This is a genomic window from Streptosporangium sp. NPDC048886 (assembly GCF_055586905.1).
In genome coordinates this window covers 23,467-35,829 of sequence record NZ_JBVJHH010000055.1, presented here as the reverse complement: position 1 = coordinate 35,829, position 12,363 = coordinate 23,467, and the positions used below count along the sequence as shown (strand labels likewise).

7 protein-coding genes and 1 pseudogene are annotated in these 12,363 nt (G+C 75.1%); all 8 read right to left on the bottom strand.

Translation table 11 applies throughout. The annotated features are described in order from the left end of the window. Positions 1 to 102: 102 nt before the first annotated feature. A complete protein-coding gene (locus ACZ6R6_RS43205) occupies positions 103 to 2,127 on the bottom strand; it encodes a family 20 glycosylhydrolase (protein WP_470102742.1) in 2,025 nt (674 codons plus the stop codon). A 348-nt stretch (positions 2,128 to 2,475) separates the two neighbouring features. Next, complete coding sequence (locus tag ACZ6R6_RS43200; RefSeq protein ID WP_470102760.1) at positions 2,476 to 2,940, bottom strand: nuclear transport factor 2 family protein; 465 nt, start codon at positions 2,938 to 2,940, stop codon at positions 2,476 to 2,478. Positions 2,941 to 3,301: 361 nt separating this feature from the next. Beyond that, the gene (locus ACZ6R6_RS43195; RefSeq protein WP_470102741.1) at positions 3,302 to 3,883 is read right to left on the bottom strand and encodes a TIGR03086 family metal-binding protein; all 582 of its coding nucleotides are present in this window, start codon (positions 3,881 to 3,883) and stop codon (positions 3,302 to 3,304) included. A 138-nt stretch (positions 3,884 to 4,021) separates the two neighbouring features. Then, positions 4,022 to 4,552 (bottom strand): hypothetical protein, encoded by a 531-nt coding sequence (locus tag ACZ6R6_RS43190; RefSeq protein ID WP_470102759.1) that lies wholly within the window; start codon positions 4,550 to 4,552, stop codon positions 4,022 to 4,024. Positions 4,553 to 4,589: 37 nt separating this feature from the next. Beyond that, a pseudogene (locus ACZ6R6_RS43185) lies at positions 4,590 to 5,057 on the bottom strand (thiamine pyrophosphate-binding protein); the annotation flags it as partial. Continuing rightward, complete coding sequence (locus tag ACZ6R6_RS43180) at positions 4,979 to 7,024, bottom strand: SWIM zinc finger family protein (protein ID WP_470102740.1); 2,046 nt, start codon at positions 7,022 to 7,024, stop codon at positions 4,979 to 4,981. The pseudogene ACZ6R6_RS43185 and the gene ACZ6R6_RS43180, both read right to left, overlap by 79 nt. Continuing rightward, positions 7,021 to 11,067 carry a DUF5682 family protein gene (locus tag ACZ6R6_RS43175; RefSeq protein ID WP_470102739.1) on the bottom strand — a complete coding sequence of 1,349 codons (4,047 nt, stop codon included), beginning with the start codon at positions 11,065 to 11,067 and terminating at the stop codon, positions 7,021 to 7,023. Before ACZ6R6_RS43175 ends, ACZ6R6_RS43180 begins: the two co-directional genes overlap by 4 nt. Beyond that, on the bottom strand, positions 11,064 to 12,242 hold the full coding sequence (locus tag ACZ6R6_RS43170; RefSeq protein WP_470102738.1) for an ATP-binding protein: 1,179 nt from the start codon (positions 12,240 to 12,242) through the stop codon (positions 11,064 to 11,066). Before ACZ6R6_RS43170 ends, ACZ6R6_RS43175 begins: the two co-directional genes overlap by 4 nt. Positions 12,243 to 12,363: the final 121 nt, after the last annotated feature.

Genomic DNA, 12,363 nt, shown 5'->3' with positions numbered 1-12,363 from the left:
CGACCTCTCCGGTGCGGCGGAGCCGTCACCCGGGAGGTCCACGACCTGCCGACCTGCCGACCTGCCGGCCCGGCGGCCAGGCCGGCGGGCCGGCGGGGCGGGTCACGGGCTCGGCGCGTAGACCTCGATCTCGTAGAGCGAGACGCCCCACCCGGTCGCCCGGGCCGTGGTGTTGACGCGCAGGTAGCGGCCGGTGCCGTTGAGCCCGGTGAGCTCGTCCACCCCGCCGTCGCCGGCGGTGGTGGCGTAGAGGTCACGCCAGCCGGCGCCGTCGTCGGAGATCTGCAGTTGGTACGCCCTGGCGTAGGCGGTCTCCCACCTCAGGACGGCGCGGTCGATCCGCTGGACCGAGCCGAGGTCGATCCGGATCCACTGCGGGTCGCTGTAGGCGGAGGACCACCGGGTGGAGGCGTCGCCGTCGTTGGCGTTGGCTCCGCCGAGCCAGTCGACCTCGGTGCTGGAGACGGTGACCGGCCGGAAGGCGGCGAGGTTGCCCCGGCCCGGCCAGGGGATCTGCTGCGAGGCGTAGTAGTTCACGCCCAGGATGTCCCAGCGCGGCCCCTGGGCGGCGAGCCGGCCGCGGAATCCGGTCCAGTCACGGGCGGACTGCGGGGACCAGCCGACCTCCGCGAGCGCGGCCACGCGGGGGAACGCCATGAACTCGATGTCCCGCAGCGTCCTGACCGTCTCGCTCCACAGCGGAGCCTCGACGCCCAGGACCGCCGCCTCCGGGACGCCGGTCACGTATGCCGCGGGGTCCCAGTCGTAGGCGGTGCGGACCTCGATGTATCCGGCCCAGGTGAGCCCGATAGGAGTGGAGGCGTTGTACTTCATGTCCATGTAGGTCTTGTTCGCCGGTGACATCACGACCTTGTTCCCCCGCTGGACCGCCTGGGCGAGCGAGGCGTTGGCCGTTCCGGTGCCCCAGTACTGCGGCACCGTGGAGACCGGCGGGCCGACCTTCGTCACCTCGTTCCAGCCGACGGCGCGCTTGCCGTACTTGGCGACGATCGGCAGCACCCGGTTCATGAAGGCGGCGTAGTCGGCGTCGGTGGTGGCGTGCGCCTCGTCGCCGCCGATGTGCAGGTACGGGCCGGGGGTGAGTTCGGCCAGCTCGCGGATGACGTCCTCGACGAACCGGTAGGTGACCTCCTTCGAGATGCACAGCGAGCTGAATCCGACCCCCGTGCCGGTGTAGAGCGGCGGGGCAGTGCCGTTGCAGTTCAGCTCGGCGTAGGAGGCCAGGGCCGCGTTGGTGTGGCCGGGCAGGTCGACCTCCGGCACGATCGTGATGTGGCGGCTCTGGGCGTGGGCGACGATGTCGCGGTACTGGGCCTTGGTGTAGTAGCCGCCGGGGCCGCCGCCCACCTGGGTCGAGCCTCCGTACTCGGCCAGCCGGGGCCAGGAGTCGATCTGGACGCGCCAGCCCTGGTCGTCGCTGAGGTGCAGGTGCAGTGTGTTGATCTTGTAGAGGGCGAGCTCGTCGATGTACCGCTTGACGGCGTCGACGCCGAAGAAGTGCCTGGCGACGTCGAGCATCGCGCCGCGGTACTGGAAGCGCGGCCGGTCGGTGATGACGCCGCCCGGCACCGTCCACGGTCCGGGCCGGACGGTCGGGTGCTCGATCGCGGCGGGCAGTAGCTGCCGCAGCGTCTGCACTCCGGCGAAGAGGCCGGCGGGCGCGTTCGCCCGCAGCGTCACGCCCGTGCCGGTCACCTCCAGCCGGTAGCCCTGGTCCCCGAGACCGGCGTCGGCGCCGGACAGCAGGAGCGAGACGCCGCCCGAGACGCCGGTCGAGTACGTGGCGACGGGCAGCGCGTAGCCGGTGGCCGGCCGGAGCAGGCCGCGGAGATACTCACCGATCTCCGTGGCCTCCGGCGAGCCGCTCTGCACGTAGATCCTGGCCTGACCGCCGAGGGTGAAGGTGGCGGCGGAGGATTCGACGTGAGCCGGCGCCGGCACCACGGTGGCGGCCATGCCGGGCGGATCGGCGGCCAGCGCGCCGGCCGGGGTCCAGGCCGTCCCCGACAGGCCGCAGGTGCCGGCGGTCAGGATGAGCGCGAGCCGGCCGGCGAGCCGGCGCCAGGGGCGCGGCCGTGGGCGGGGGTTCTGGGGGGTGGTCCGCACAGGTGTCCTCCAGGGGGAGTGGGCTGCGACGCGCATGCACAGTGGAGACGGTGCGAATATCGATAAAGACAGGCTCTAAGGCGAATTATGGAGATATATGCCGAGAGATTCCTGATATTGAGCAGTGTTGCGCAGGAAACGCGGATTGTGAAGCCCAGCCGGCCGCGGCGAGGTCCTCCATGGAGATCGTCGAGTTGCCCCCGGCGTCGACCAGCAGCCGGACGCCGGTCCGCGCGAGTCCGGCCGGCAGCACTCTGGTGACGCCCGCCGGCGAGGCGTTCCTCGCCGGCCTCGGCGTCTCCCCCGGGCCGGAGGCCGGCGCGGGTCCGAGCCGGACACCGGGTGCCGTCAGAAGCCGAGATCGCTCAGTCCCGGATGGCCGTCCGGGCGAGGCCCCAGGGGCCAGTGGTATCTACGGTCCGAATCCCTGATCGGAAGATCGTTGATGGAGGCGTGCCTCACGCGCATCAAGCCCTGCCCGTCGAACTCCCAGTTCTCATTGCCGTAGGAGCGGAACCAGTTTCCGGAGTCGTCGTGGCATTCGTAGGCGAAGCGCACGGCGATGCGGTTTCCCGCGAAAGCCCACAGCTCTTTGATGAGCCGGTATTCCAGCTCTCTCGACCATTTCCGGCGGAGAAACTCGATGATCTCGTCGCGGCCGTCGACGAACTCGGCGCGGTTGCGCCAGCGGGAGTCAGGCGTGTAGCCCTGCGCCACCTTCTCGGGGTCTCGGGTGTTCCATGCGTCTTCCGCCAGCCGGGTCTTCCGGATGGCGGTTTCGAGGGTGAACGGAGGGAGCGGAGGGCGCGTCATCTCGTCGTCTCCCTGGTCGTGTCGCACGTGGTGAGAGGAGGTCCGCGATGAGGGGAGGCCCGCGTTTCCCGTTCGGCGGGGCCGTGGCGCACCGGCCGTCACCGAATGCCGGCGCCGCCGCGCGTGATCGGCGCACGCCGTCTGTGCCATTTTACGGAACCACCCGGTCGTGCACATGTCACCGGAGTATGCATTCGATTGATCCTTGGCATCCCGGCGGTCATCGCGTCGGACGGTGAATGACGGCTCCCGTCCGCCGTGTGACCAGATCCTCGCCCGGTCGGCGCCGCCGGGCGAGGTGTGGTGCGCGCCCGGCGGCCGATCGCGGCGGATCCGGCGACAGTGCTCTGACGCCCTCGTGTCACGCGGACCAGTGGGGGTCGCGGCCGAGGAGGCCGAGGACGCGATGCTGGAGCGGGGCGTCGTCGGGGACCTTGACCTTGGGGCCGAAGACGACGACGCCGGGACGGACGGCCCCGGGGATGCGCAGCTCGTCGGGGATCTGCTGGACGCCGGGCCACATCGCCGCCAGCTCGGCCGGGTCGATCGTGTCGTCCTGCCCGGTGGCACGGGCGAGGTCCCAGCCGTGGAGGACCATGTCGGCGCTGACGACCTGGTCGATGTTCTGCTCGGTGGTGACGTGTCCGGCCGGGGTGTCGACCCCGCTCGCGGCGGCGGCGGGGTCGGCGAGCAGGGCCTCGACGTCTGCGCGCGCCGAGGCGAACGCGGCGAGCGGGTCCTCTTCGACGGTGGGGGCGGGGCTGAGCCACCTGCCGAGGGGAACGAGCATCGCGCCGTGCATCTCGACGATGTGGCCGACGACGTCTCTGGCGGTCCACTCGGTGCAGGGGGAGGGGTTGGACCACTGGTCGGGCCTGACGGCGGCCACCTTGGCCGCGAAGATGTCGGCACGGGTCCGGTAGCGGGCGGCGATCTCGCTCATGGGCGCTCCTGTTCTCGTCGGTCTCGCTTGGACGCTACAGCGGATCCATGCCAAGATCCGGCCGGTCCGTCAACCCGTGACAGCCGGGGCCGGCGCGGGGTCCGGCGCCGGGCCGTCATGGTCGCCGACGGAGGCCGGTCACTTGATCGATGATGTTGAAATATCCGATATCAATCGGTTCTGCTCGGCGAGGTGCAGGGCGGCCAGCCGTACGGCCCGGCAGATGGCCGTCGGAGCGTACAGCTCCTTGTCCTGCCACAGGGCAGGGTTCCTGTCGGGGTCTTCCTCGCGCAGGAAGGCGTGGCCACGGGCGGCGGCCCGCCGCGTCCGCGGGTCGGCCCGCCCGGACCGGGTGCGCAGCAGGATGTGCACGGCGTAGGCGGTCTCTTCGCCGGTGGCTCCCCACCCCCATGAGCCGTCGGCGTTCTGGGTGGCGAGGGTCCACTCGACCGCCCGGCGCACCGCGTCCCCGGCGCCGCCGTCCGTCACCGGGTCCAGGGCGAGCGCGCAGTGGGCGGTCGCGTAGTAGGGAGAGGCGTGCCATTTGTCCGACCAGGAGCCGTCCTGGCGCTGGACGCCCACCAGCCATTCGACGGTCCTGGCCATCGCGGCGCGGTGGCGTCCGGTGCCGTCGGGGGTCCGCGCGACATGCTCGGCGAACGCTTCCAGGACATGGGCGTTGGCCGTGGGCGACGGCGTGCGCTCCCCCGGCCAGCAGCAGAAATGGTCCTCCAGCTCGAACTCCCACAGGCAGGCCGGGTCCCGTGTCGGCCGCCCCGGGACCGCTGGTCACCATGCAGACGCCGACCTTGCCGGTGGCCTGGGCGTACCCCCTCGGCCGCGGCCCCGGCTTCTGCTCTGACCGCTGGAAGAACGGCGGAGCCTTGCTCCCTTGCGCGCCGTCCCTCCAGCGGCAGCCATGATGCCGACCGGCACTTGTGGCTGACTTGTAGCCATTCGCAATGGCCTGCGACCGTCCCCGGCGTACGCCGACGGCCCGCCCGGGTCGGAGGTCCGCGGGCCTGGCCGAGGACGGTCGCAGGCCCGCGGAACCGCCGGCTCCGGACTCCGCGCCGGCCGTTCCGTGTCGGCCGGTCAGGCCTGGCCGGCCTGCCAGGACGCCTCGACCAGGGCCTGCTCCGCGGCCGCGAGGTGGATCGCGGCCGCCAGCCATGCCCACGCGTACCCGTCGGGGCCGGAGTCCGTCAACCGTCCGAACACGTCGCGGCCCCGGCGGTCGGCCTCGGCGGTGAGCGCGGCGGCCAGCTCGGCGGCGGCGGCGAACCCCGCCCGGCGCAGCGGAACCCCCTGGTCGCGGGAGTCGCCGCCGCGCGCGCTCTCGGCGACCGCCCGCCGGCCCCCGGCGACGGCGAGCTCGACCAGCCGCCTGACCCGCCACAGCGGGGCGTCGGCCACCGGGTCCGCCGCCGCCTCGGTGCCCGCCTGCCACGGCGGGCAGACGTCAGGCGGCGGGAGATGAGCGCCCTGCAGGCGGTCATACCCGAGGTCGGCGTGGCCCTGCCATTCGGCGGGGAGCCGCAGTGTCGCCTCGGCCCCGGGCACCGGTCCGACCGCGAGCGGGCGCAGGGCGGCCGCCCGGTCGGGGTCCAGCCTGGCGACCACCCGTACGAGCATGCCGGGCCGGGAGGCGAGCTGCCGTAGGTTGGCGACGTGGGCCAGGGACGGATGGGAGCCGGCCGCGATGAGCCGGATCAGCGGGCCGTCGGGCCGTACGGTCGTCGGCGGCTGCCGCACCGGACCGTCGGCCTCCGGATCGGATCCCTCCGGCGGCGCGCCGGCGGGCAGCAGCTCGCGGGCGAGCACGTGATCGCCCGCGGCGCCGACGATCACCAGATCGCACCCGACCGGTTCTCGGACTCTCTCCTCCGTCTCCGACTCGCTCCAGGCGCCCGCGGAGAGCCGCGAGCCGACCGCCGCGGCCAGCGGCCGGGCGAACAGGGCGGCCAGCGGTCCCGCCGTCCACGACATGCCGGCGATCGGGGTGGCACGCACGCCGCCGCCCGCCCCGAGACGGCCGTCCGCCGAGACCGTCGCCCCGGCGATCAGCAGTCCCGCCCGCGCCAGCTGCGCGTGGTTCAGCGTGGCCGGGCCGATGGCGACGGGCGCGGTGGCGGCGCCACGGGCACGGGCCGGCCCGCCCGGCTTGACGTCGGCCACCGAGAACCAGCGGCCGTCCTCCGTGAGGAGGTGGGTGACCACGCCGCCGTAGCCGGTGCTGCTGATCACCGGCTCCCGGAAGACGCCGTGGACGCGCAGGCTCCCGCCCGGCTGGTAGCTCCGGCGGACGCCTCCGATCAGCGCCGGGTCGGGGTCGGCCGCGGCCAGCCGGCCCGCGGTGAGCAGGAGGTCGCGGAGTGCGGACACCAGGTCCGCCAGGCGGTGGCCGTCGTGCCGGCCACGCGCCGCCCGCAGGCCGCGGACGGCGCGCAGGGCGGCGGCCTCGGCCCTGGGCAGCCCGGCCAGGCGGGCGGTATGAGCGGCCCTGAGCAGTTCCGCCTGGGGCACCGCGCCCGCTGCGGGCACCCCGGCCGACAGCACGGCGGCAGCGGCGGCCCACAGGCCCGAGGCGGCGGCGACCTGCGCGGCGGTGGGCCCCGCGGCCGCGCCGCTCCCCGTCCCGCCGGGGGACGGATCGGCACGCGTGACGGAGCTCCCCGCCCCGGAGCCGCGGTCGCCGAGCGGTCCGGGCACCACGTCCGCGCCTGCGGCTGCGACTGCGCCGGTGCCGGTGCCGGCGGCTGCGTCTGTGCCGGCGGCTGTATCCGGGTCCTCGACCACGCCCGCGCCCGCGTCGGCGTCGGCGTCGGCCACCGGGCAGGCGCTGAGCACGGCCGCGCGGTGCAGGCACCGTGGTGCCAGGAGGCAGCTGCACCGCGCCTGGCCGTCGTCGACGATCGCGCCCGACGCCCCTGGAGAGAGGGTGACCACCGCGTCCTCGCCACAGCCGATCCGGATGTCCGCGCCGTCGGCGACGGCGGGCGTGGCGGCATACTGCTCGATCGCCGCGTCAAGCTTCTTGCGGAGCCTGGAGGTGAGGCTCTCGACGGCCGCGGCGACCACGTGCGGTGCCGCCGGTGGGAGCTGTCCGGCCGGGGTGACGGTTGATGTGGGGGAATTCACCGGGGTTCTCCGCGGAGGCGGTCGCCCACCCATCGGGCGAGGGCGAGCGGGCTGAGGGCTGCGACGGGCATGCCGGCCGCGACGAGCTGCCGGGCGACGGGGACCGAGTAGCGGGGGACGCCGCTGTCGTCCAACGCGGCACAGCCCAGCAGGTGGACGCCGGAACCGGCCAGGGAGCGGACCTCGCCGAGCAGACCTCCGATCGGGTAGCCCTCCTCGAAGTCGCTGACGACCACGACCAGCGTGCGGCTCGGTACGGTGACCAGCGAGCGGGCGTGAGCGAGCCCCGCGGCGATGTGCGTTCCGCCGCCGACCCGCACTTCGAGCAGCAGGGAGAGCGGGTCGGCGACCCGGTCCGTCAGGTCGATCACCTCCGTGGAGAACGACAGGAAATGGGTGGAGAGCGTCGGCACACCCGCCAGGACGGCGGCGGTCAGCGCGGACCAGATCACCGACGCCTCCATCGAGCCGGACACGTCGACCACGAGGATCAGCCGCCAGTCGGCCTCCCGGCGGGCCCGGGTGCTGAACACCGGCCGCTCCGGGACGACCACGAGCCGGCCGTCGTCCATGCGGCGCGTGTACGGCAGGTTGGCCCGCAGCGTGCGCGGCAGGTCGAGCCGGCCGCCTGGACGGCGGGTCGGGCGCGGCGTCGCCAGCCCGCTCAGGGCGGGCCGCAGCCGGGTGGCGAGTTCTCGGGTGAGTTCGGCGACCAGGCGGCGGACCAGCGGCCGGAGCTTGGCGAGCTGCTGCTCGGGCAGGCCGCCCGCCAGCGACAGCACGGAGGTCAGCAGCTCGACCGAGGGCCGTACCGCGGCCGGATCGAGTTCGGTGAGCACGTCGGTCCGTCCGGCGTCGGCGGCCCGGGCCAGCACCTCCTCGCGCACGTCGGTGCCGAAGAGGGCCTCCAGCTCCTGCGCCCACTCTCGGGCGGTGGGGAAGGATTCTCCCCGGCCGCCGGAGTCGCCCCCTCCCCCGGGGTCGCGCCCGAAGTCGTCCGCGCCCTCGCCCCGGCCCGCTCCGTACAGCTCCTCCAGCGCGCGTGCGTAGGGGCGGGCACCGGCCGGGAGCCGCTCGGACTCCCGGCCGAGCAGCAGCCGCCACCGGTCGGCCGGCCGGAGCCTGCGCGGGGCGGGATCGTCGTCCGTCACCGCGCCGGCCTCCGGCCGTGCCGGCTGCGGGTCCCACTCCTGCTCGCCGTCCCGTGCGGTCCGGTGGTCCGGCGCGGGTGGTCGCGGCGCGTCGGACGACGTGCCGGCCAGGGCGGGGACGGGGAGCCGGAGCGCCCGCAGCGCGGCCAGCCCGGCGGAGTCGGCGGCGCTCCAGAGGGCGAGCAGCGCGGGCGGAGCGCTCAGCGCCAGGTCGAGCCTGTCCCCGAGCCGCTCGGACACGGCCCCCAGCAGCCGGGTACGGCCGGCGGGGGTGAGGGTGTCGAACCCCCCGCGCAGCGCCGGCAGCCGGTCGAGGAACTCCTTGTCGGTGAGGCCGTCGACGCGGTCCATGAGCGGGTCGAGCGCCGCCGGCGCCGACTGGAGCAGCGGTCCGGTGGCCGTGAGCACGCCGGTCAGCAGGCGGCTCAGGCGATGGCGGCCGTCCGGGCCGGTGGCGGCGCCGACCCATCCGGCGGCCCGGGCTCCAAGAGTGTCCGGACCGTCCAGGTCGAGCAGGACCCGGGCGGCCAGGGCCGCGCCCTGTATGAGGGGGGAGGCGGTGCGCGCGAGCGCGGCCAGGGCGTCGTCCATCCGCAGCCCGAGGCGCTCCTCGCCGACGCGCGTGGCGAGGGCGACCAGGGCGGCCGCGTCCTGCGGCTGATCGCTGCCGGCCAGGCCCGGAAGCGCGCGGACCGCGGCCTCCAGCAGGGTGCCGGCCAGCTCGGCGGCGCGCTCGCGGCCCTCGGGCGTGGTACCGGGGAGGTGCCGGCGGCGCAGCGCCTCGAGCAGGTCGAGAGCGTCGAGCAGTTCGGCGAGCGTGGCGGTGGCGGGGAACGCGACGGCGGTGTCGGCGAGGCGTTCGGCGACCAGGTCGGGCAGGTCGCAGCGGGCCGCGGCGCGCAGGCCGCCGAGGATCAGGCCGCAGGTGGGCCCCCCTTCGGCGGACTCGCGGCGGAAGGTCTCGCGCAGCGTGCCGGCGGCGGCCTGGGCGAGGGTGACGCCGCGCACGCCCGCCAGGTCGAGCCGGGCCGGGACCGCGGGGGTCCAGGAGAGTCGCCACCGGGTGGTGAGCGCGGTGGAGTCACCTGTCCCGGTCACCTCGATCGGCTCACCGTAGCCGATGCCGCAGATCAGCAGGCGTTGCAGCACGACCTCCCGGCGCGCGTCCAGATCGGAGCGGAGCGGGTCCAGGCGTACTTCACGTCGCTCGGGGCTGTCCGGGCACGGGAGCCGGAGCGCGGCGAGATCGGCCTCGACGGCGGGTCCGAGCCCCGAACGTGGCGTGCCGGGTGCGATCCGGCCGCGGCCGGTACCGACGAACACCGCGTCGAGGGCCCGGGCCAGGGCCCGCCCCCGGCCCAGGGGCTCGCCCTGGCCGAGCACGGTCGTCACCGCCTCCAGCAGCTCGCCCCGGCCCGGCGCGGGCAGCCCGCGCAGCTGCGCCAGGTCGCAGGCGAGCCGCAGCGTCTCGACGGCCTCCCCGGTGCCCGCGGTGTGGCCGGCGGCGCGGAGCTCCCGGCACAGGTCGGTGATCGCGCGGGCGGCGCCGTCCCTGACGCGGTCCGGGTCGCCGCCCGCCATGAACACCGTCTGCTGCCAACGCGGGTCACGGATGCCCGCCGGGTAACCGGACCGCGAGTCGAGCAGGTCGAAGGCGTACGGAACGAGCGAGGTGGCGGACGGTGCGCCGGCCCGGCCCGGCTCCACGGCGTCGGGGACGAGGTCCGCGGCGCCGGAGGTGATCAGCGCGGTGTCGGGGACGAGGTCCGCCGCGTCGAAGACGCGCTCCACGGTGCCTGGGGTGATCAGCGCGGGAGCGTGGAAGGCACCGACCACCGCCGCGACGCGCCGCCCGCCGGCCGCGGCGCCGGCGAGGACGCGGCGCATATGCTCCTCACGCGCCATGTCCCTGGCCGGCACACCGCCTGCGGCCTCGGCGTCCCTGCGCAGCGCCCAGCCGACACCGAGGGCGGCGCGGCGCACCGCTTCGGGCCCGCATCCGGGAGCGAGGGCCTCCACGGCCCGGTCCCACATGTCGTCTCCCTCACGGCCGGTGCCCGAGGCGGCCAGCGCGTCGGCGAAGGACCTCCCCCGCGAGGCCACCGCATCAGTCGGGGCCGTCGGGAGCGGGAGCGCGTCCGGGCCGGACCCGTCCGGCACCGGAGCGGGGTCCCGGTCCGCCGGCGCCGTCGGGGCCAGGACCGCATCGGAACCCGCGCCCACCGGCGCCGTCGGAGTCAGAGCCGCATCGGGACCCGCGTCCACCGGGGCCGGGACCGGATCCGTACCGGCCGGCCGCGCCGTACCGGACGCCGGGGCGGTGTCGGACGCGTGCCAGCCGGGGTCGGCCAGCGGGAGGTCGCAGCAGAGCACCTCCGCTCCGCGCTTCCAGGCCCAGCGGATCGCCACCAGCTCCGGGGAGAAGTCGGCGAACGGGTAGAAGCCGAGGCTCCCTTCCCCCGCGGCCCCGGCGAGGGCGACCGGCGCGAGGGTGCCCGGGTCGGCCAGGTACGGCAACCACGGCTGGAAGTCCACCGGCAGCTCGACACAGACCACTTCGGCGTCGGCGGCCTCCAGCAGCGCGGGAAGGGCCACGGCCAGCGCGGGACTGTGGTGACGCACCCCCAGCAGGTACGGCCGGGCCGAGGAGGCCAGCGCGTCGACCGCCCGCCGGGGGTCGGCGCCCCAGGCGTCATCGGCGTCGCGGGCTCCGCCGGCGTCACGGCCGGAGGGCCGGACGTCCCGGGCGTCGCCGACGTCACCGGCGTCATAGACGGAGGGCCGGGCATTACCAGCGGCACGACCGGAGGACCGGGCGTCGCCGACGTCACCGGCGTCATGGACGGAGGGCTGGGCGTCCTGGCTGGTCCCGGGTCCGTTGTGGCCGGTCAACGGAGGTTCTCCCGCAGGTCCCAGAGCCTGCGCCACATCGCGGAGCCGTCCTCGGCGCGGCGGCGCACCGGGCCGTCCCAGTAGCCGAGCAGCCGCCCGTGGTCGGCGGGGTCGTCCTTGCGGACGACGCCGAGCAGGTGTCCCGGCAGCAGGTCGAGGACGTCGCCGCTCGGCAGGTAGGCCGCGGCGACCCCCAGTGAGGCGGCCACCTGCACGGCCTCGGCGGTGGACATCACCGTGCCTGGCCGCTCCACGTCCCAGCCCTCGTCCGAGCGGCCGGAGCGCAGGTCGCGGAAGACCGTGACCAGCGCGTCGAGCACGGCGTCGTCCACGCCGAAGGCGGCGCCCGCCCGCTGGACGACCGAGGTGGCCTGGCGACGCACCAGGGAGGTCTCCGCCTCGGCGTCCGAGATGGGGTCGACGGTCTCGAAGTTGAACCGTCGCTTCAGCGCGGCCGACATCTCCGAGACGCCGCGGTCGCGCAGGTTGGCCGTGGCGATCACGGTGAAGCCGGAGGCGGCCGCCACCTGGGCGTCGGCGGTGCCGGCGAGTTCGGGCACGCTGAGCCGCCGGTCGGACAGGATCGACACCAGGGCGTCCTGCACCTCCGGCAGGCAGCGGGTGATCTCCTCGACCCGGGCGACGCGTCCCGCGCGCATGGCCGTGAGCACCGGGGAGTCGACCAGCGCGTTCCGGCTGGGGCCCTGGGCGAGCAGCAGGGCGTAGTTCCAGCCGTAACGGAAGGCGTCCTCGGTCGTCCCGGCGGTGCCCTGGACGGTGAGCGCGCTGGTCCCGCACACGGCGGCGGCCAGCAGCTCCGACAGCATCGACTTGGCGGTGCCGGGCTCGCCGACCAGCAGCAGGCCACGCTCCCCCGCGAGGGTCACCACGCACCGTTCGACCAGGGCGCGCTCGCCGACGAACTTGGCGGCCACCCGCAACCGGGCCGGAACGCCGTCGTCGGCCGTCACGCGCCGGCTCTTCGGCAGCTCCAGCGTCTCGTCGCCGCTGCCGCAGACGAAGGTCACCACCGCGCGTGGCGTCAGCGTCCAGCCCGGCGGGCGGGGCCCGTCGTCATGGGCGGCGAGGAAGGCGAGTTCGGTGGCGTACCGTTCCTCGGCCGCGAGCACCTGCCGGGCCGGGGGGACCGTCGTCTGATCGTCGGTCAGGGTCATGAAGTGAAGTCCTCGTGCTCTGGATGATGGATCTCTGAAACGCCGCCCGTGACGGGCGGCCTGGCCGGCGCCGGGTGTCCCCTCGCGCGGCGGTGGGCGGAGGGCCCGGTCCGATCCGGCG

Excerpts from the sequence above, each read along its gene's own strand:
- ACZ6R6_RS43170 (WP_470102738.1), bottom strand. The coding sequence starts at position 12,242 with ATGACCCTGACCGACGATCAGACGACGGTCCCCCCGGCCCGGCAGGTG.
- ACZ6R6_RS43200 (WP_470102760.1), bottom strand. The coding sequence starts at position 2,940 with ATGACGCGCCCTCCGCTCCCTCCGTTCACCCTCGAAACCGCCATCCGG.
- ACZ6R6_RS43195 (WP_470102741.1), bottom strand. The coding sequence starts at position 3,883 with ATGAGCGAGATCGCCGCCCGCTACCGGACCCGTGCCGACATCTTCGCG.